The sequence below is a fragment of the Scardovia wiggsiae genome, from assembly GCF_051045985.1.
Lineage (GTDB): Bacteria > Actinomycetota > Actinomycetes > Actinomycetales > Bifidobacteriaceae > Scardovia > Scardovia wiggsiae.
Map to the genome: position 1 here is coordinate 1429397 of NZ_CP157350.1, position 21357 is coordinate 1450753.

Sequence of the window (21357 nt, forward strand, 5' to 3'; positions counted from 1 at the left end):
CGGTATAGGAGGCTGCTTCTTGTCTTCTAGGGAGAAGGACAACAAAGTAAGAAATTGCCCTCATGTGTGGAGTACTTGAATGGGACACTCCACACACGTCTTTTATTTATTTTTACTTATCCGCTGCAGTGTTCCGCTGTCCCCTATCCTTCCGGCGCAGGATAAATGCTGCACCTGAAAGGAGAAGGGCAACACCCGCAGCCGCTACAGACCACAGGCCCACGCCTGTCTTAGCAAGCTGCTTATGCGGCTTCTTCGGGGCCGGAGGCACTGTTGGAGGAATAACCGGCGGCGCTGGAGGCACCACAGGAGTATGGGAATTCGTTATCGTAAACCCTGAGGCCGCGTCACCGGAAACCGTCGAAGTATACCCCTGCGGAACGCTGGTTTCCTTCACCGTATAAGTAATAGCTTTACCGGAAGCATTCTTATCCAGATTACTCCAGGTGTGCTTCCAACTGTTAGCAGCATCCAATGTGACAGTACTGCCCGAAGCAACACCGTTAGCGTACAGCTGCACAGACACAGAAGACGGACGCGACCCATCCTTATTGTCCTGATCCTTCCACTTTTTCTCCACGGAAACAGAAGTCTTCTCTGTCTCGTGGGTATTAGTGATAGCCGTACCGTCAATCGTGGTCTTATATCCATCAACAGGCTGCTCAGAAACCGTATAGGTTATCTTCCTGCCATCCTTAAACTGCGGAAGGCCTTCAAACGAATACTTCCAGCCATTGGCAGCTGTGACGGCAGCTGTTTTAATAACCTCGCCATCGGCCAGAAGGTTCACTGTAATGGACTTCGGGCGCACACCATCCTGATCATCATTATCATCCCAAGTCTTCGCACCGGAAACAGAAGTCACTCCCGGCGTGTGCTTATTAGTGATGGTGTATCCGGAAGCAGCATCGCCTGCAGTTTCGGAAGTATACCCTTCAGGGATGCTGACTTCCTTAACTGTATAAATAATGGCCTTGCCCGAAGCATTCTTATCCAGATCGCTCCAGGTGTGCTTCCAGCCGTTAGCAGCATCCAGCGTCACCGGATCACCGGAAGCTACACCGTCGGCATATAGCTGCATCTTAACAGAATCCGGGCGCACACCATCCTGGTCATTCTGATCATCCCATACCTTGGAAATGGAGACAGAAGTCTTCTCTACTTTATGGGTATTTGTGATAGTGTATCCGGAAGCGGCGTCGCCGGTGACTTTGAATGTATACTTGCCGTTAGCAGGAAGTACTTCAGATACGGTGTACTTGATATCCTGCCCGTTATTCTTAGCCTTAAGGCCTGTCCACGTATAAGTCCAGTGGTTTGCCTCATTGAGGGTCACCAGATCCCCGCTTTTCTCGCCGTCAGCACGAAGCTGCACCTGGACGGAGTCCGGGCGTACACCGTCAGTGTTATCTGAATCATCCCAGGCTTTCGTCACCTTCACTGAAGTTTTTTCCTCCAGTTTATCGACGACCGTTATTTCTGCCGTCTTAGCATCATTCTTAAGCTGTTCGGCAGTAATTCTTACAGGATCGGCCTTCTCGTACCCATCGGGGGCTGTAGTTTCCATGACAGTATAGTTATCGCGAAGTAGTCCGCCGAGCGAACCGGTACCATCCTCACCTGTTGTGATCGTCCCTACCGTTTCGCCGGAACTGTCACGGACAACACTGAAAACAGCACCTTTGAGGGCCCTGCCGTTTACGTCCGTTTTCTTGAGCTTGATCGAATAGTTGTATCCGTTAGCTTCGCCGGAACCGGATTCCCATGTAGCAGTGTTACCATAACTAGTTGTTTTGCCATTGTAATTAAGCGCAACACGGTTTTTGAACTGCTCACCATTAAGCGGGGCATGATTGAGTTTCACTTTATACTCGATCTTGTACCCGTTGGTACCAATATCACCGAGATTGATAGTGAAACCGCCATTGCCTTCATTGGTATAGTTCACAGTGGTCGAAGCGGTAACGTCAGTACCGTTCTGCAGCTCCCAGCGCTTGGTCGCAGAATTGATGGCCCACTTGCCTTTTGTGATTTTAAAGCTGGACTGGTCATAAGACATACCCACAGAACGGAGGATATCCGCAACCGTGACCTGTTTCATATCCTCGCCTTTAGCGTTCACGCGGATAGTGTAAGAAAGCGTCCCCGTATTATAATCCGCACTTGTTATTTTTGAAATGATTTCATCGGGGTTATCCCCACCCCACGGTCCGTAATTGATCTCCCCAGCCGGAACGAGCTTCCCATTGACATCCAGATTGATAGTCTTCTTGCCGTAGTCAGTAACCTTATCGGTCTTTATCCTGATAGCAGCAGTGATCTTACCCGTGATATCCGAGTGCGACTCTACATAATCTGTATAGGTCAGGGTCATCTTCCCTGTTGCAGCATCAACATGGGCTTTAGCCACCACGTTCCCATCACTGCTCATCACATCAAAATCAAAGTTCGCATTGAACGTGAAATCACTGGGAAGGGTTATGGTCGAAGTATCGCCTTTATGGATACTATTCGGCAGTTTGAAACCCATATTCAGCTGCGTTACGTAATCGTTAGGATTCAACTCCTTCTTTGTCACACTCGCATCGGTGATGATATTCTCAGTTAGCTCAGCTGCTGACGCCTGGGACAGAAGCAAGGAATTGATCCCTAAACTGCCCAAAAGGATGGCGAGCGCAGCAACGTATGCAGTCAGCCATCTGAGCCACCCTGGCTTTTGAGCCATAGCAAAACTAGTATGGTTACGCATAAGATCGTAATTCCTTTCTCCTATGACCTTACTGTCTCCTCCAAGTATATAATATCATATAATCATGATACCCCCCCCCCGTTACATTTGCGGACTAAAAGCACCGGAAACAAGTAATAAGTAAGGAAAAGGGGAAGAAGAGAGGGTACTGTCCGGGGGAAAGCCGCCCAAAAGATGCTACCGGCCGTAATAAAACCAGGCCGAAGATACCGGGCAGACAATAATGTGATTACTATTATCCCTGCAGCATTGTAGTGAACCGTACCGCTGCCCCGATATCCCATCTGTTATTCCAATCATCGGTTTTCATACCGCGCTTGCGTTTTGCCCGCGGTCATCTGATATCATATATATATTCATACGGCGAAGTACGATTTACATAAACTGCTTCTTGGGGAAATGGATACAATATGGCAAGTGAAACTGAATCAGCAGGACAGCGCATACAATCACAATTATCTTCACTGGCCGTGCTTCCCCTAGATACTGCTGAAACTGCCCCCGCATCATTGCGGAACCGGTACGATATCGCTATTGACGCCATAAAATCATATATTATTCAGAAAAAACTCTCACCCGGGGATCCGCTGCCCAATGAAGCAACCTTATGTGAAGAGCTGAGCGTCTCCCGGTCCTCAGTACGCGAGGCCGTCCGCAAACTTGAGGCCCTCCATATAGTCAAAGTTATACACGGCAAAGGGATATTCGTTGGGGACCTTTCTCTGGAACCCCTCGTTGAAACACTCAGCTTCCGGACCATAGTTAACCAGGACGCCAATCTGACCAAGCTGCGCGACGTGATCCAGGTCCGCCGGATCCTCGACCTGGGTGTAGCACAACAAGTCGTTGACGCCATGAAAGGTACTCCCCGGCCTGACCTGGAGAAGCTTGTCAGACATATGGAAAAACAGGCAAAAAAGCATACAACTTTCCTTGAACAGGATATCGAATTCCACTCCCGCCTGTTTGATGAGACCCATAACGAAGTCCTTAAGCAACTGGCCCACAGCCTGTGGCTGGTGCATATGGCGGTCCTCCCCCAGCTTGGCCTGACTGTCAGTGAGAATCTTGGGACTGCCGCTGCTTCCCATAACAACATGCTTCAAGCAGCAATCGCCGGGGATGTTGATGCCTACAGGGATGCGGTCGTGGAACACTACAAGCCTATTGAAGGGATACTGAATTCCTATCTGGGGTGAGCAGAGCAGCTACGGCCCGCTTCACAACGGTACGATAGCACGATACAAGCCATTGCTACGTTGCGATACGGGCCAGATAAACTGATGCTGCGCGAACTTAACTCAGATACCCTGCCATTCCGGCTTATTCGCGTATACCCAGCGATAGTAGTCAGCACGTTTAAGGCTGCCCGCTGCAGCTTCATCGATAATGAACGTGGCATGCGGATGCAGCTGCAGTGCTGAAGCCGGGCAGAATGACGATATTCCGCCTTCAATACTGTCTGCAACCGCCTGGGCTTTATTCTCACCAAATGCCAGAAGGATCACATGGCGGGCTTTGAGGATAGTGCCGATACCCTGTGTAATACAGTGGGTAGGGACCTGATCCAGATTACCGCCAAAGAACCGCGCATTATCCTGCCGCGTCTGTTCGGTCAGCGTTTTTACCCTGGTGCCTGAGGCCAGGGATGACCCCGGCTCGTTAAAGCCAATATGCCCGTCAGTACCAATGCCCAGTATCTGGACATCGATCCCGCCGGCTGCGGCAATGGCCCTGTCATACTCTTCGCCAGCAGTGGGAAGCGTCTCCAGAGCGCCATCGGGCACATGGATGTGACGCGGGTCAAGGCCAAGAGGTTCAACAACAGTACGCGTTATAACGCTGCGGTATGATTCCGGGTGCTCCACAGGCAGGCCCGCATACTCATCAAGGGCAAACCCGCGGACATGGGATACATCTATACCCCGGTCCCTGATCTGCCAGGCTAAATGCTGATATGCCGTCAGAGGGGTAGACCCTGTAGCCAGGCCGAGTACAGCAAAAGGGTTGACTGCTATCAGATCGGCTACACAGTGCGCATACAGCTCCCCCGCTTCATCCTGGTCCCTAACGATAATGATTTCTGCCATAAGTCTTCTCCTGTTTGATTTCCATAGTTTCTGTAATTTCCGTTGCCCCTGCGGTCCGGATCCGTATAATTATGTGTGATGCCCATAGTTGCCGCTATGGGCATCACGTGTCACTATTGATCAGCAGAGTATGCTCTCCGGATCAGCGGGCTGAGGACGCAACCTCATCGGCTGTTTTCACCGGCTCCAGACCGTTTTCACGGAGAACGGCAACGACTGCGGCAATATTGTCCCTGCCGAGGGGAAGCACGGGATCCGGCATCTGGTTCGTATCGAATACACCCAGCAATGCCAGGGCAGTTTTGAATGCGCCCACACCGGCACCGAAGCCCGATACCCCCGAAGCCGCTGTAACAATGCGCATCAGGGCAGAAAGGGCATCCTGTTCTTTGCGGACGGTTTCCCAGTCGCCTGATTCATACGCTTTCCACATGCGCACATACCCGGACGGTTCAACATTGCCCAGGCCGGGCACACTGCCATCCGCACCGGCCATATATGCACCGTCAACAACAACTTCCTGGCCGGTCAGGAGAGTTAAAGGATGGCCGGCCCTGTTATTGTCATCAACAAGGAAGCGGAAAGATACGTCATCATTGGAGGAATCCTTGACACCTGTAAGGACCCCGTCTTTGCCGAGGCGCACCAGAAGATCCCCCGGAAGCTTGACGTGGACGCATACAGGGATATCGTAGGCAAACAGCGGCAGATCGACTGCTTCATGGATCAGCCGGAAATGCCTTTCAATCTCAGCGATCCCTCCAAGCGCATAAAACGGCGCTGTTGCCACAATGGCATCTGCCCCGAGTGCTCTGGCTTCTTTTGCGTGCTCAATAACACGGTTCGTCTCCGTATCGATACATCCGACGAGCACGGGGACACGCCCTGCAACTGCTTCCACACCTGCAGAGACAATCTGCCGCCGGCGCTCATCCGTACTGAATACGACCTCACCGGAAGATCCCAGGAAGAACAGGCCATCAACGCCCGCATTGATCATACGGTCAACAGAACGCGCAAGGCTTGCCCTGTCCAGTTCCCTGTCAGCAGTAAGAGGGGTCACAACGGGCGGGATAACGCCCCTGAATGTAGTTGTCATAATATTTTTCCTTATACCAGCTGTTATTACGCGCATTCAGCCGCCGTTGGATGGAGCAGCGAAGGCGCAGCACCAAGCAGCAGTTTTGTATAGTCATCCTGCGGATTATTCAGGACGTCCTTAGCGTCACCCTTTTCAACGATCGTGCCATGGTTCATCACCACGATGCGGTCCGAAACATAACGGACCGTCTGGATATCATGGCTGATGAAAACCATCCCCAGGCCGAGAGACTTTTTCAGATCTGTGAGCAGGTTGAGGATCTGCGCACGGACTGACACATCAAGTGCCGACGTCGGCTCATCAGCAATAATCGCATCAGGTTTCAGGGACAGTGCACGGGCAATAGCCACGCGCTGGCGCTGGCCGCCGGAAAGCTGCCCGGGCAATGCCCCGAGTGCTGACTTCGGCAGGCCAACCATGGTGAGCAGCTCACGCGCACGTGCAGCCCGGCTTTTCCTGTCCCCCAGCTTATGGACCACAAGCGGATCAATCAGCTGGTCTTCAACAGTCATGCGGGCGTTAAGCGCTGTAGCAGGATCCTGGAATACCACCGAAACCACGCGGCCAATCTCCTTGCGGTCCTTCGCAGAGCGATGCGTCACATCCACGCCCTTGAACAGCACCTGGCCGGAAGTCGCCTGCTGCAGGCCGCACATCACATTGGCAGTTGTGGACTTGCCGCAGCCGGACTCGCCTACGATCCCGATAGTCTGCCCGGCAAGCAGCTGGATGTTCACCTTGTTGACGGCCTTGATCTTATTCGGATGGAACAGCTTCCCTGCACGTGTAGTGAAAACAACATCAACATCGCGCAGTTCAATGATCGGTACCTGCCCTGATACTGCTGCCGCTCGGGCAGCAGAAGCAGCCGGCGCCGGGGCTTTGCCCTGGCCTGGCGCAGGATCTGGTGTCTGATATCCACTCATCGTGCAGCTCCTTCTGTTCCTTCGGAATACCTGGCTATTCCAGATTCGTCAGCTTCCACCGTTACGGCATATACCTGGTCAGCTTTACGCTCTGCAGGCGGGCTGTAGGGCGGGTCGGGCTCAGGACCGTCAGGCAGCACAGCATAATAATGATAAGTATCTCCTATGCGCTTCATAACCGGACGGGTATCCAGGCCGCGGTCAGGATGCGAAGAACGCGGCGCGAAACGGTCGCCCTTCGGGAAGTCCGCAGGGCTTGGGACCGTGCCAGGCACCTGATGGAGGCGGCCGGCACCGGCTTCAATCGATGTAACAGAACCAAGCAGCCCGCGGGTGTATTCATGCCGCGGATCGGTAAGTATCTCTGTGATCGAACCCTGCTCGACTACCTGCCCCGCATACATAACTGTTACGGAATGCGCAACTTTAGCTACCAGTGCAAGGTCATGGGAAACGAAGATCATAGCGAACCCGAGCTTTTCACGCAGCTGGTTCAGAAGGTCAATAACCTGTTTCTGGACAGTTACATCCAAAGCCGTTGTAGGCTCGTCAGCAATGATCAGCTTCGGGTCGCGGGTCAGTGCCATAGCGATAAGCACGCGCTGGCGCTGGCCGCCGGACAGCTCATGCGGATATGATTCGAGAGTCCGCTTAGGTTCGAGGCCTACAAGCTCCAGAAGCTCTTCAGCACTGCGTGTGCCTCCGCGCTTCGTCAGCTGCTTCATCTGGGCTTTGATAAGCATCGACGGGTTCAATGATGACAAAGCGTCCTGATAGACCATAGCGATCTCATGGCCGCGAAGGGCATTATGCGCCTTGGGATCCATGCCCACAAGGTTCTTCCCCTCGAACATGATCTCACCGCTGATCTCAGCTTTAGGGTCGAGAAGGCCCATTATAGCCAGCGAAGTGATTGACTTGCCGCATCCGGATTCGCCCACAAGGCCCATAGTCTCACCTGGGCGCACCGAGAATGATACGTGGTCAACTACATCCACATCGCCATGGCGCGGGAACCTGATGCACAGGTCATTGACTGATATGACCGGAGGTTCTGTAGACGTCGGCCTGAAGCGGTCTGTACGCTTGAGTTCAGCTTCACGGAGTGCTGCAAGGGATGCGGAAAGGCTTGCTTCCTGTTCACGGTAAGCAGCAACCGGATCTGTAAGGATCCTGTCTTCTTTGCGTGCAGATTCCGCGCTCGCAGGATCTTTGCTGATCGGAGCCGTTGGGGCTGCAACCATAGCATCAGTGATGCCTTCCGACAGGATATTGAGGCACAGCACCGTGAGCATAATAGCAAGGCCCGGGAAGAGCGCCTGCCACCAGTATCCGAAGATAACGCCTTCCTTAGCGGTAGAAAGGATATTGCCCCATGTCGGCGTCGGTTCAGGGATACCCATATTGATGAATGACAGCGATGCCTCGAATACAATGGCATCAGCAACGGAAAGGGTAGTGAATACCATTACCGGCGCCGCGATATTGCGGGTCACATGTTTAATGAGTATCCATGGTGCGCGGGCACCGGAAACAATAACAGCGCGGACATAATCTTTGCCGTATTCGCTGATGATATTTGCCCTCACTACCCTGGCGATCTGCGGAACATAGATAACGCCGATCGATATGGCGATACCGGCCATAGACTGCCCGAGAATCGTAACGAACACTGTTGCAAGTGCAATACCGGGGACTGACATAAAGATATCAATGACCCTCATGATCAGCTCAGATATCCACGGCCGGGTTACAGCTGCCGCTGCACCGATAAGCGCACCGACTATCAGCGCAAAAAGTACGGACGACAGGCCAATGACCAGAGAGTACCGTGCACCGTACATCACTCGGGAAAACACATCCCGGCCAAGGTTGTCCGTACCAAACCAGTGTTCGGCGCTCGGAGACAGCAATTTTGTGGTGATTTCCAGCGGATTGCGCGGGGAAATAACCGGAGCGAGGACAGCGCATGCAGCCAGAAGAGCAAGGAAAATAAGCGATATACGCGAACCGATCGACATCCGTGACCAGCGGCGCACTTTGACACCAGGCCTGGCAGCGGCGTCAGCAATTTTTCTTTTACCAAACAGCATTGTTACACCGTCCTGATTCTCGGGTTGATAAGCACGTACAGCATGTCAACAATAATGTTGATGATGATGAATGACAGTGCCACAACAAGCACCACACCCTGTACGAGCTGCGGCTGGTTATTATTGATGCCGTCAAACAGCGCCGTGCCCATTCCGGGAAGGGCAAAAATAATTTCGATAACGATAGCGCCGCCCATCAGATAACCAATCTTCATACCAAGTACGGTAACAGGCGTTATCAGTGCGTTGCGGAATACGTTTCGGGCGATGACTACACGCCGAGGTACGCCGGCGCCGATAGCTGTACGCACATAATCTTTATCAAGCTCTTCAACCATTGACGTGCGGATGATACGGGTCATCTGCCCCGCAAGCGGCAGCGCCATAGCAAAACACGGCATAGCCATGCGCGCCATATACTCGCCGGGGTCTGCTGTAAACGGCACGAGATCGCCTGAAGCAGGAAGCCATCCGAGCTGGATCTGCAGAAGGAAGATCAGCAGCACGCCAAGCCAGAATGACGGGGTGGCGATGCCGATAATAGACAGGACCCGGATCACCTGATCGACCCAGGTATCACGGTACAGCGCTGCAAGAACGCCAAAAATAATAGCTACAACAGCACCTATGAAAAGGCTGATGAATGTCAGCTGCAGTGTGATGGGGAATGCATCGCCGATCCTTTTGGCAACGGAATCCCTGTTCACACCATATGTGCCAAGGTCGCCACGGAACAGGCCTCCTATATAGCGGAAGAACTGCTCATACCACGGGCGGTCAAGCCCCATCTGCTGACGGTACGCCTGCAAAGCCTGCGGCGTAGCATCGCTGCCCAATGCCGCAGTCGCGGGATCGTATTTTGAGAATGACATGAGGAAGAAAACCAGGAATGTCACTCCAAAAGCCATGAATGGCAGAGCCACCAGACGTCTGCCCAGTAATCGTAATAGGTTCGACATATATTTTCTGCTCCTTTGCAGGAAGTTGCGGTTAAACCTGCTTCGCCCAAAAACTGAGGAATCAATATTGCTGCAAATATGCTTCAGGGAAACAGACATAAAGGAGGGGAGAAACCCTGATCAAGGCGGGTTCCATACCCCTCCTCACATCTGGGGGATACTGCATAGCTTCACCCGTTACAGCACTATCCCCATCCTGTTCAGTTTTCGGTTATTCTGCTCCCGGCATCACTGCTTGCTTAATTTAGCATGGATGAAGTTCAGGCCGGTAGAGCCAATCGGGGAGAATTGCGAGAATACGCCCTTCTTGACTGCAGTTGTAGTTTTGCGATGGAGCAGCGGGTAGATCGGCACCTCTTCGGAAACGAGATCATAGCACTGGTTCCAGTAGGTCTGACGGCTTGCATCATCTTTTGCGGCAATAGCCTGGTCCATGAGTTCGTGAAGCTTCGTATAGCCTTCACTCCCCTTCCAGCCGGCACGCTTCTGCATCCATGCATTGTCGCCATACCACCAGTTCAGGAGGAGGTCAGGGTCGTTGCCGAATACTGACGGGTCTCCCGGCGCAAGGACCATGGAGAAATTGCCGGTATCTACGATATTCGGATAAAGGGCAGATGAGGACATGGACTGGATATCCACCTTGAACCCAAGCTCTTCGAGATCATTCTTGACCTGCGGGGCAAGGGATGTGATCCATGAATGGTCGGTAGTGTACAGGGTGAATGTCTGTCCTGACACACCTGCTTCGCTGAGCAGCTGCTTCGCCTTGGAAATATTCTTGGTATAGACATTCTTCGCCTTATGGTAGTAGGGGAAGGACTTTGGCAGATAGCTTGTTGCGGCTTCGGCCTGGCCCTGCAGCTGGTTGCTGATAAGCTTGTTGACATCAATGGCATTGAGGATTGCCTGGCGTACACGCTTGTCATCAAACGGCTTCTTCCTGGTGTTGAACATAACGAATGCCTGGTTGAATCCCTGTGTGGTCTTCATTTCCGATCCGGAACGTTCAAGGGTCTTGAATGCTGTTGGAGGCACAAGCTCCATGGCATCTGTTTTGCCGCCCTGCATAGCTGTGGTACGGGCAGTATCATCGACGCTGATATTCCATACCATATTTTTGGTCTGCGCCGGGAACTGGCCGTTATACTTGTCATTCTTTTCAAACTTGATCTGCTGGTCAGTGATCGACGTATATTTCCATGGACCTGAACCTACAGGCTGTTTTTTCAGGTCTTCGTCTGTTGCCGAGGCAGGCGTGATCTGGATCAGAGCAAGGCGCTGCTTGAGCATAGGGAAGGCCTTCTTAAGCTTGAAGGTCACTTTATTGTTTCCGCTGGCCGTTACGGAATCAATGAAATCAAGCATTGAAATGTAAAGGCTTCCTTCAGCAGTAGTGCGCTGGTAAGATTTGACGACATCATCAGCCGTCACATCTTTGCCGTCGGAGAACTTAGCACCGTCACGCAGAGTAACGGTATATTCGGTATCCGATACTTTCTCCGGATCGCCTTTTGCAAGGGCATTGAACACTTTGTAAATCGAATAGTCAAGGGCGTAGAGAGGCTCTATAACATGCCAGTTGGCAGATAGCGGAAGCGCGCCTGATGTAGTTGCCGGTGAGAAGTCACGCCCTGAATATGCTACCTGAGCTGTAATGGTATTTGCTACCGATGTGCTTTTTGCAGCAGTAGCAGACTTTTTCGCGCCGCCGCCACACGCGCTCAGGCCCATCAGCAGTGCGCCCGACAATACTGCCGCGAGCACTTTGGACGCTTTGGATGATATCTTCATCGATGGTCTCCTTTTATCATTGAGTATCCAGATTCGACTGCTTTTAGCATCTCATCATTTTCAATTATATGACATCTGACATCAGACGCAAGTTGAGCATGCCGTCAACCAGAATAATTGATGGTTTTCGTTGATTTCCCAACGAGAAATTGCTTTTCCCCTGTCCCTGCCCGGCGCGGCCTGGACAGGGGGCCATAGGCTGTTTTGATTCCTGTACCCTGATAGCTATCTGCTGCCGGCAGGCAATGCCGCGGCAAACCATGATGTTATCGTTGTCGGATGCGTGATCGCCGTCCCGACCACAGCAGCCCACGCACCTGTTTCCATAACCTCAGCAAGCTGCGCCGGTGTGTGGATACGCCCTTCACAGATAACAGGGGTATCAGGGAAAGCACTGGCCATACTGTGCAGGAGCTCGAAATCAGGGCCGTCAGTCTTTTCACGTTCACCGGTGTAGCCTGCAAGCGTTGTAGAAAGGATATCCGTACCGGCATCAGCAGCCTGCCGGGCGTCCTTAAAGCTGCCGCAGTCCGCCATAACAAGAGCACCTTCCTCATGCAGCGCTTTAACTGTCTGCGCATAAGTCAGCCCGTCCGGACGGGGACGGCGTGTAGCATCGATCGCTACAATATCTGCACCGGCTGCAATACAGCAGCGTGCATGCCTTAACGTCGGTGTAATGAATACCCCTTCATGGCCTTCTTTCCAGATGCCTATAACAGGGATATCGACCTGGCCTTTGATCGCTGAAATATCGGCAAGCCCCTGGCAGCGGATAGCCCGTGCCCCGCCTGCCTGTGCGGCAAGCGCCATCTGGGCCATAGTTTCCGGATGGCGGAGCGGTTCGCCCGGGTATGCCTGGCAGCTGACGATAAGCCCGCCTTTGATCTGCCTGATAAGAGGATCCATACTGTGTCCTTTCCTGATATTTTTCTATAGTCTTTTATTCCTTAACTTTCAAAAGCCTGCCTGGCTGCTGATGCGGCACCGATCAGAGGGGCGTTATCCCCAAGCGCGCCTTTGACGAGCGGCGTAGCTTCCACTAAAGGCAGCGCAGCTTCCCGGAACCCCTGTTCCAAAGGCTGCCACCACAGGTCGCCTGCGTTGGCCACTGATCCCGAGCAGATAATAATTGAGGGGTCAAGCAGATTGCCCATACCGGCGATGCATTGCCCGAGCGCACGGGCACTCAGGCCCAGTATATTCCGGGCAAAAGCTTCACCGGACTCTGCACGTAGGGCTACCTCACGGCCGGAAGCCACCGGGGAGGTATCTGCGAACTGTGATGATGCACCGGTATTATCGCCGGGGAAAGTGCCCTCGGCTGCTTCAGCCAGCCTGCGGTTATACAGGGAAGCCAGGCCGGTGCCCGAAGCTACCGGTTCAATATGCCCGCTCACAGTGCCGCAGGAGCACAAAAAACCTTCGCCAAGCCCGTGGGCAACATGTCCGGCGTGGCCGGCAACGCCATGGGCCCCGGTCTGCAGCCGGCCGTGGTCTATATACGCCCCGCCGATGCCGGTGCCTATGCCCAGGGACAGTACAGTACCACTTCCCCGGCCTGCACCATACAGGGCTTCGCCAAGGCCGTGCGCGCCTACATCCCCGATCATATATACGGGGAGACCAGTCACAGTACTGAGCGCAGCATAAATACGCTGGCCTCCCCATCCCGGCATGGTACTGGTCGCAGTTACTATCACCCCTTCACCGCTGTCTACTACCCCGGCAGAACCGATGCCAATGCCGCGGACAGCCCTTCCCTGCGACTGCCAGAACTCAAGCCGTTCCCGCACGAATCCCGTTAACCGCCTGAGGACATCATCGCCGCCCTGCATCGCATCAGTATCGATGCGCGCAGCCCCTTCAACGAGAGGGGTATCATTCTGCCTGAAAGTAACCAGCCCTGAAGCAATTTTGGTGCCGCCAATATCGAATGCCAGGTATGACTCGACTGGCGAACTCAGCTGCCGTGCATCCATGTGCGCCCCCTTTACTCATCCATACTTCCTGCTGTCTGTGCAGCATGCAGCTTCGGCGGTGCTGCAGCCCCGGCATCACCCGATGCCCCGAGCCCGGCTCCGGTGTTGCTGCCGGTTCCAGCATAACCGCCGGCGCCGGCCTCATCGCTGCCCGCATCACCGGCACCGGCTCCGCACGCGGCTTCATAAATATGCCTGAGGAACAAAAGACGCTCAAGCAAGCTGCTGCCGGAGGGGACGCATACTTTCGCCCCGAGATACTTCACTGTGCCCGCTTTACGCGCACGGTCAGCACACCGGCGTATCTGTTCAGCATCCATCAGCGATGCAGGTTCATCAGGGGCCATGGGCAGATGCCCGTCAATCCAGCTGTACCCATATTGCGTCTCAGCCGGGCCGGCGCCGGAAAACATAACTCCTGCAAGCATGCCGGAATCCCCGGCCTGCGTTATATGGCTGTACGGAGTGACGGCATCGCGGCCTTCAACAGCACTGCGGCCCCAGTTAATAATAATACCAATGCCAAGTTCCTTTGCAGCAGTTATCTCATCTTCTACGGGCAGGAAACCCTTTTCCGGCTTCTGCCCCTCAATATAGCGGTCGCAGTGTTCTATGGCCAGCCGCGATCCGTTCCACTGCCACTGGAGGACCTCTTCCAGCGATGCTCTCATCGAATCAGCGCAGGCACCTGCTGTAGGTGCGGAATGGAGCTCAATATACGAAACTGTATTTTCCCCTTTGAGCTGCGCAAGCCGGTCAACAGCGTCACGTATGCTTCGGATAAATTCCAGTGCAGCAGCACGTCCGCCGGCGTCGCGGCTGGCAAGCCCCACAGCCGGGTCTACCCACACCCGTTTCATAGTACCCGGTATCGCTGTGACTGTATTATGCGTCCAATGGTCCGGAAGCATATACGACAGCTTTTTCAGCATCGCCAGATCGGCGAGGTCTCCCGGGAACGGCAGTTCTGCCCCGGATATCCAATCCTGCTCCCCTAAAAGCCTGTAATATTCTTCCTGTTCCTGAGCGTCCGGCGGCATAGACGCATAAGCGCCAACTACGAATGGCATTCCAGACATCATAACTCCTTTCGTCATCTTCGACGATTGTGCTTCTGCGGGGATGTCCCCGAAGTACTCCCCCGTACACGTACCGATCAGGCAGCCTGATGGGTCAGTGCAGACTGGGGAGCACACTTTTGCCTGTATCCTCATTGGCTGTACACACTATATTATATATAACATAACAGATATCTGACAACATAGGACTCTCACTGCCCACGTCAGCACTGGCGTTACACGCCGCGGGACAGAATCTCTTCGACCGCCTGAATAACAGCAGCAGGCATGGCTGTATCCGACACCGGGATATCCTGCCATACACCGTTCCGCCCGCTATGGTCATAACTGAGCGAACTGAGAGTACCCACAGCGCCGATCCCATGGGTACGCACGGCATCAAAAGCCTTGTCTTTGGCGATGTAGGGGATCTGCGCGCGGAGCAGCAGCTCAAATACATCCCTGTCAACCGGGTCATCGGCAATATGCAGCCCGCCTCGCACCACCACATGGACCTGATCAGCGATGCTGACGTTCAGTATCTTGATTTCCAGGCTAAGCGTCTGCTTATCATACGATATTTCTGCGTCGGCCTGCCTGCCACCAACAAACACGCAGATATCACTGCCGTTACCCGCGTTCTTATTATCAGCAGCGGCCGTATCCGCATCAGCCCGGCTCCCTGCGTCCCCGCCGGCCATTGACGAAGCAGCAGTATCGCTGTCAACTGGCCTATGGCCAGCAGCATCACTGCCAGCCGGCCTGCAGCCGGCAGCCCTGCCCGGCACATCAGACACGCCTCTGAAAATGACCCTCCAGTCACGCTGCCGCGGGATACCCTGCGTACTGCCGGCAACGAGGCCTATCGTAAATACCGTATCTTCATTGCCGCCGCCGCTCTCGACAGCGCCGTTACTCCCGTCAGCAGTCCCGCCATTCTGCCCGCCATCCCCTCCTTCACTGCTGCGCCATACCAGCCTCAAAGCCGTATCGGCAGGCACGCTGCCGGCCCGCCCGGAATCCTCGCGCATTGTGAAAGAACCGTCAGAACCCGGGAAAACAAGGACTTCCATACTGCGGGGGTTCCCTGCCCCATGGTGCGCGCTGCCGGCGTCCATATCCTGCATCGGGACAATGCCTCCAGCCCTTGCGAATACAGGGATCCTGCCGATCCCTCTCCAAACTTCCATACAGCGCCCGGTTTCCGGAGCAGCACTGTACCGCCTGCCGTCAAAGAAATCGAACCATTGCCCCTGCGGGAACCAGACATCTGTATGCCCGCGCTGTGCCTGCGGGTCATTTGGGGAAACGATGGGCGCAGCAATCAGTTCCGTGCCGAACCGGTATTCATGCGGGACTGAATAGGCCTCAAGGTTTTCAGGCGACTGCCAGTACATCGGCTCTATCAGAGGCCGCGCAGTGTCAGCCGCACGGCAGCACATCGTATACAGATAAGGGATCAATGCGTGACGCAGGCGCAGCGAACTGTCCATTGACTCGCGGACTTCAGCCCTGAAATTCCACGGTTCTTTGCCGGAAAACGGTGAATTGCTTGAATGCAGCCTGTTTACAGGGCTGAAAACCCCGAACTGGTACCATCGGGCTTCAAGCTCATCATCGCATGACCCCAGCATATGCCCGCCGATATCATGGCTCCACCACCCATATCCGATATTTGATGCCGTTGAGGTGAAGTATGGCTGGAATTCCAGTGATTTCCACGAAACTATCGTATCGCCTGAAAACCCTATGGAATACCTGTGCGAACCCGGACCGGCATAGCGTGAAAAAATCAGCGGACGTTTCCCGTCACGCCCTGAATCATAATAATGGATATGGTTCAGCATCCATAGAGGATCCAGCCCCCGCTGCCGCGTAACGCCTCCCTGCTGCCAGTCTATCCACCAGAAATCAACGCCATCATCTTCCATACGGTGATGCATATCCAGATACGCACGGACGAATCTGGGGTCTGTCAGATCAAACTCAACAGCCTTCCCCTTCCGGGGATCCTGCCCTGCTTCCTGCGCCACCCTCACATATTCCTTCTCAAAAGCCCTGATCCCATCCCTGGGATGGAGGTTAAGCGTCGCCGCCAGGCCGCGGCGGTGAAGCTCCCGCAGGAACCCTTTATGGTCAGGGAACAGGCCGGTATTCCACGTATAGCCCGTCCAGCCGGAACCGTACACAGGATCGATATCCACAAGATGCCAGTCCATATCGATGACTGCCGCTGTAAACGGCACGCCTTCCTCTTCGAAACGGTCCATCAGCTCAAGATAGCTGTTCTGGGTATACCTGTAAAAACGGCTCCACCAGTTGCCGAGCGCATACCGCGGCAGCAGGGGAATCGGGCCGGCCAGCCGGCAGAAATCCTGTACAGCTTCAATATAACGATGCCCGTATCCGAAGAAATATATGTCAGTTTCCCTGTGGCTGCGCGGCATGACCCATGCTTTATAAGGGTTCGTGATGCCATTCACCGTATCGGCATCAACAACAATATTCGACGCCGAATCATCAATCACAGCCCAGCCGTCGCGCGACGCCACCCCCATATCCAGCCTGACCGGGCCGTCGGCAAAATCCAGCGTGCGGGCAGTCCCGCCAAGGTTCCCCCTCTGCGCATCGCCATAATGCCATGTATTGAACTGGGAACCCGGGACCCCTTTAACAACAATGCTCAGCCCCTCTTTACTGAACGGCTGGCGGTCATACACCAGATGAAGGCTCGGGGTATCAATGACCAGCCGCCCGTCCTGCTCAGACGCATCAAACTGTACTTCTTCACCGAAATCACGGCACACTGCCGTCTGGGTGGCAGCATCTTCAAATATGTTATCGTCTGACCATTCAAGCCTTATCAGCGCTTCGCCGAGGACGCTGATGCGCCATCGGTCACCCTGGATTACCCTTTCAGGAGGCACAGAAAGATGCTCCTGATGCGCATAGGAAAAGAAAACCGCAGACTGCGTCATGAGCTCCATTACTCCTTAATCTTTACCCAGTTAGGGAACTTTTTATCAGTATCCTTTTATCAATATGTTACTGTACTTTCAGGTTTCATGCCATCCCGGTAAGCGGCGGGAGAGGCAGACTGCCGCGGAAAGCTGGATAATACCGTACGGAGCTAATGCCGTACGGAGCAGCAGCGGCAGCAGCTACTTTCCGCTCCCTGAAGCGATACCGGCAATAAACTGTTTCTGGAAAATCACATACACAACGATCACTGGGACAATAGCCAGGGAAGTCGCAGCGAAAAGGCCGCCGTAGTCCGTACCGTACTGCCCGTTGAACGCTTTGAGCCCAACCGCAAGCAGCTGTTTTTTATCATCAGTGATCATAAGGAACGGCCACAGGTAATCTTCCCAGTTCCACAGGAACGTAAAGATCGCCAGGGCTGCCACGGTATTGCGGCTCATCGGCAGAATGATCCTGTGGAAGATCCGGGTATCGGATGCGCCGTCGATCTTTGCCGCCTCAATAAGCTCATCGGGGATCCCGGAAATCGACTGGCGGAAAAGGAAAATGCCGAAAGCGCTGATAAGCCCGGGCACGATAAGCGCCCGATACGTATCCTGCCAGCCGAACCGTACCATCATGTCGTACTGCGGGATAATAGTAACGGCCCATGGGACCATCATAGTCCCCATCACAACTGCAAACAGCAGGTTCCTGCCCCTGAAGCGCATCTTTGCAAAAACGAACCCCAGCGCAGCACTGGTGTATATGGCAATAGCAGTTTTGATGCCGGCAATGAACAGCGAATTGGCAAACAGGCGGAAGAAATCAAACTTCTCCTGTATCCCTGTATAGTTGCCCAGTGTGCTGGGTGCGGGGAAAAGGCCGCCGTTCACACTGACGATATCGCTGTTAGGGGCGAACGAGGAAACAAACATCCAGATGAACGGGATGACCGTAACCAGCGCCAGTATAAACAGCACGGACGTTAAGATGATCTGCGTAATAATATGCTGACGTTTCATGACAGGTCTGACTCCCCCGAAACCTTGAACATAAGCAGAGTAAGCGCCCCCGTAAAAACAAACAGGACAACGCTCATGGCCGAAGCAACGCCGAAATTGTATTTCTGGAAGGCCTGGTCGAATATCAGGTAGCTGATGGTATAGGTCGATGTCCCCGGGCCTCCCTCTGTCATAACCAGTATCTGCACATATGCCTGCAGATAGCTGATCATTGAAGTGATGACGATAAACAGCGTTGTGGGCTTGAGCAGCGGCAGGGTGATCCTGAAGAATATCTGCACCGGACCGGCCCCGTCGATTGCCGCGGCTTCATACACATCACGGGGAAGGTTCATAAGCCCGGCCAGATACAGCACCGTGGCATACCCGAAATCTTTCCAGACCGTCATGATGATAATAGCCGGCATCGCCCAGGCAGCATCATGCAGCCAGTTGACGTTGAGCCCTGTGACCTTATCTATCATCCCAAACTGCGGGTCGAACATCCACATCCATACAAAGCTCACTGCTACCAGCGGTGTAATCGTTGGCATATAGAAAAGCCCGCGAAGGGTATCCTTGCATCGCACCAGCCGTGAGCTCAGAAGCAGCGCAAGCCCCAGGCCGAGGACGATCCTGCAGACTGTGCTTATTGATGTGAAAACTGCCGTATTCCACATAGCGTTCCAGAACAGCCCGTCCGTCAGGATCTGCCTGAAATTATCCAGGCCTGCCCATGTATATGTGCCCGACAGCGGGTTCCAGTCATGGAGGCTCCCTGCGAATGCTTTATAGATTGGATATACAAGGAATATTGCAAAATATACGATAAGGAAAGTGACGGCCATCGTCCGGAAGGTAATGATCCGGGACAGTACCGGGCCTGCGGAACGCTTCCGGCGGGCCGGACTGCCGGCAGGCCTGGTATCGCTGCGTTTCATTGCGCTGCTCCTTTTACAGATAATAAGCGGATATAAGGGTGTTACGCGGGTTTAAGGAGGTATATGGGATATTCCCAATCGGAAAAATATGCACGTATAGAACAGGAGTGCCGCAGCAGGCATTTCAGAGGCATAGGGGCCCGGTGATCACAGGGGCCGGGAGGCTGCAGGGATGCCGGATGAGGGGGTTAGCCCCGTCCTGTACACCCCTGCCCTATGGCCTCATATTACCTGATATTACCTGCCTATAATGTGATACTCCGTTTACTTGTGTTCGCTGTAGAACCCGTACTTGGATTCCATCGACATGAAACCTGAATTCTTCATATCTTTGTCCATCGTTTTCTGGGCATCTTTAACAGCCTCACCAATCGGCCTTCCATTCTGGAACACATTCTGGAAAGCCTCCTTACCGCTTGTTTCAACCGTTGCAGGTGCGGGCCCCGGCCAGATAAGGCGGTCTACCCGAGGTTTGATAGCTGCCATCACCGGCTGCTTGAGTATCTCTGCATCATTCTGCAGGCTTTTCTTGGCGGGGAATGAGTTCAGGACTTTAACAGCGCTGCGGATATAGGCGTCATTAGCAAGTATGAACTTGATGAAGTCCTGGGCGACCGCCTGCTGTTCCTTGCTCTGACGGGCATTGATGCCGGGTGTGGACTCCCCGTTGTACCGGTCATAAGCGAACGGCGTCCCTTTGCTGAAGGTTGGGGTGGGGAAAATGCCATACTCTATCTTAGGGTATTTTTCTTTCAGCGTCCCCTCCATGTGGCCCCAGGCATACACCATTGCCGACTGGCCGTTGCCGAAGCTCTGGATGTAATCGTTGCCAAAATTGATAGAACCGACTTTATCTTTGTCGTACAGGTCTTTCAGGAACTGCAGGTTTTCCCTGGTCGCAGGGTTATCATAGTTGGCTTTCTTCCCGCTGGGGTCAAACAGAAGCTGCCCTTTCTGATAATTCAGGCCCTGGTAAATGGCACTGTACGCATCCCCGTTGAAATTGAATCCGGCCTGGGTCATTTTGCTGCCGTTCCATTTAGCGAGCTTCTTTGCAACTGCACGGAGCTCATCCCAGGTCGTTGGTATATCAGCGTCGGTAAGCCCCGCTTCTTTCCACAGCTTCCTGTTGTAGTAGATATTGCCTGTATTGATAACGGAATCAATATACTTGACCTTCCCATCCTTATCTTCGTGCACTGATGCAGTCGCATAATCAGATTCCAGCGCTGACTTGTCTATATCATAGTTTGCCGCATAGGGGCGGATCAGCGAATCGTACGAATTATGGATATTAAAGATCGCAGGCCCGCGGGAACCTTTAAGCGCCAGCGGGAGCTTGGTCCAGTAGTCAGTCCACGATACTTTGACAGTTTTGATCTTTACATTGGGATATATGCGCTGATAATCCTTGACCATGTCGTATACAGGGTCTGTGCCGTTGTCGCCCCAGCTCCAGTACTCAAGGGAGATCGGTTTGCCGCCGTTGACCAGATGGTTCGGGTTATACCTGATCGCTTGCCCCATGGTTGGCAGGCCTTTGTCTTTTTTCGTATCAGTGGTGCCGGAAGACCCGTTCCCGCTTCCGCACGCTGCAACACACGCAAAAATGCCAACGGTTGCAATAACCGATGATACTATCTTTCTGATCTTCATAGATCCTCCTTACTACTTTGTAAGTATTAGGTTGCACTACTA

General features: G+C 53.6%; 14 protein-coding genes and 1 pseudogene. 1 reads left to right on the forward strand and 14 read right to left on the reverse strand.

The window, feature by feature from the left end:
- Positions 1–112: 112 nt before the first annotated feature.
- The gene (locus ABKA16_RS06095; protein ID WP_434156668.1) at positions 113–2725 is read right to left on the reverse strand and encodes a Cna B-type domain-containing protein; all 2613 of its coding nucleotides are present in this window, start codon (positions 2723–2725) and stop codon (positions 113–115) included.
- Between the two features lie 434 nt (positions 2726–3159).
- On the opposite strand from ABKA16_RS06095, the gene ABKA16_RS06100 reads away from it, so the two are divergent.
- A complete protein-coding gene (locus ABKA16_RS06100; RefSeq protein WP_380999970.1) occupies positions 3160–3948 on the forward strand; it encodes a FadR/GntR family transcriptional regulator in 789 nt (262 codons plus the stop codon).
- Positions 3949–4050: 102 nt separating this feature from the next.
- Here the strand turns inward: ABKA16_RS06100 and nagB are convergent, their stop codons facing one another.
- From nagB to ABKA16_RS06165, 13 genes and pseudogenes are all read right to left on the reverse strand, one after another.
- Complete coding sequence (nagB, locus tag ABKA16_RS06105; RefSeq protein ID WP_380999969.1) at positions 4051–4839, reverse strand: glucosamine-6-phosphate deaminase; 789 nt, start codon at positions 4837–4839, stop codon at positions 4051–4053.
- A gap of 142 nt (positions 4840–4981) precedes the next feature.
- Entirely contained in the window at positions 4982–5938 is a 957-nt protein-coding gene (locus ABKA16_RS06110) for a dihydrodipicolinate synthase family protein (protein ID WP_380999967.1), read from the reverse strand.
- 26 nt (positions 5939–5964) lie between these two features.
- Complete coding sequence (locus ABKA16_RS06115) at positions 5965–6867, reverse strand: ABC transporter ATP-binding protein (protein WP_380999965.1); 903 nt, start codon at positions 6865–6867, stop codon at positions 5965–5967.
- Positions 6864–8960, reverse strand: a complete 2097-nt coding sequence (locus ABKA16_RS06120; RefSeq protein WP_380999963.1) for a dipeptide/oligopeptide/nickel ABC transporter permease/ATP-binding protein — start codon at positions 8958–8960, stop codon at positions 6864–6866. Before ABKA16_RS06120 ends, ABKA16_RS06115 begins: the two co-directional genes overlap by 4 nt.
- Positions 8961–8962: 2 nt before the next feature.
- The gene (locus ABKA16_RS06125) at positions 8963–9919 is read right to left on the reverse strand and encodes an ABC transporter permease (RefSeq protein ID WP_380999961.1); all 957 of its coding nucleotides are present in this window, start codon (positions 9917–9919) and stop codon (positions 8963–8965) included.
- Between the two features lie 228 nt (positions 9920–10147).
- Positions 10148–11713: an ABC transporter substrate-binding protein gene (locus tag ABKA16_RS06130; RefSeq protein WP_380999959.1), complete on the reverse strand. Its 1566-nt coding sequence runs from the start codon at positions 11711–11713 to the stop codon at positions 10148–10150.
- Between the two features lie 225 nt (positions 11714–11938).
- Positions 11939–12622 (reverse strand): N-acetylmannosamine-6-phosphate 2-epimerase, encoded by a 684-nt coding sequence (locus ABKA16_RS06135; RefSeq protein ID WP_380999958.1) that lies wholly within the window; start codon positions 12620–12622, stop codon positions 11939–11941.
- Between the two features lie 41 nt (positions 12623–12663).
- Complete coding sequence (locus ABKA16_RS06140; protein ID WP_380999956.1) at positions 12664–13695, reverse strand: ROK family protein; 1032 nt, start codon at positions 13693–13695, stop codon at positions 12664–12666.
- Positions 13696–13865: 170 nt separating this feature from the next.
- Positions 13866–14774 (reverse strand): annotated as a pseudogene (locus ABKA16_RS06145) (DUF4862 family protein); the annotation flags it as partial.
- Between the two features lie 215 nt (positions 14775–14989).
- Entirely contained in the window at positions 14990–17731 is a 2742-nt protein-coding gene (locus ABKA16_RS06150; protein WP_381000186.1) for a TIM-barrel domain-containing protein, read from the reverse strand.
- A gap of 183 nt (positions 17732–17914) precedes the next feature.
- Positions 17915–18739: a carbohydrate ABC transporter permease gene (locus ABKA16_RS06155; protein ID WP_380999954.1), complete on the reverse strand. Its 825-nt coding sequence runs from the start codon at positions 18737–18739 to the stop codon at positions 17915–17917.
- Entirely contained in the window at positions 18736–19566 is an 831-nt protein-coding gene (locus ABKA16_RS06160; RefSeq protein WP_381000185.1) for a carbohydrate ABC transporter permease, read from the reverse strand. Before ABKA16_RS06160 ends, ABKA16_RS06155 begins: the two co-directional genes overlap by 4 nt.
- Positions 19567–19923: 357 nt before the next feature.
- On the reverse strand, positions 19924–21315 hold the full coding sequence (locus ABKA16_RS06165; protein ID WP_380999953.1) for an extracellular solute-binding protein: 1392 nt from the start codon (positions 21313–21315) through the stop codon (positions 19924–19926).
- Positions 21316–21357 lie beyond the last annotated feature (42 nt).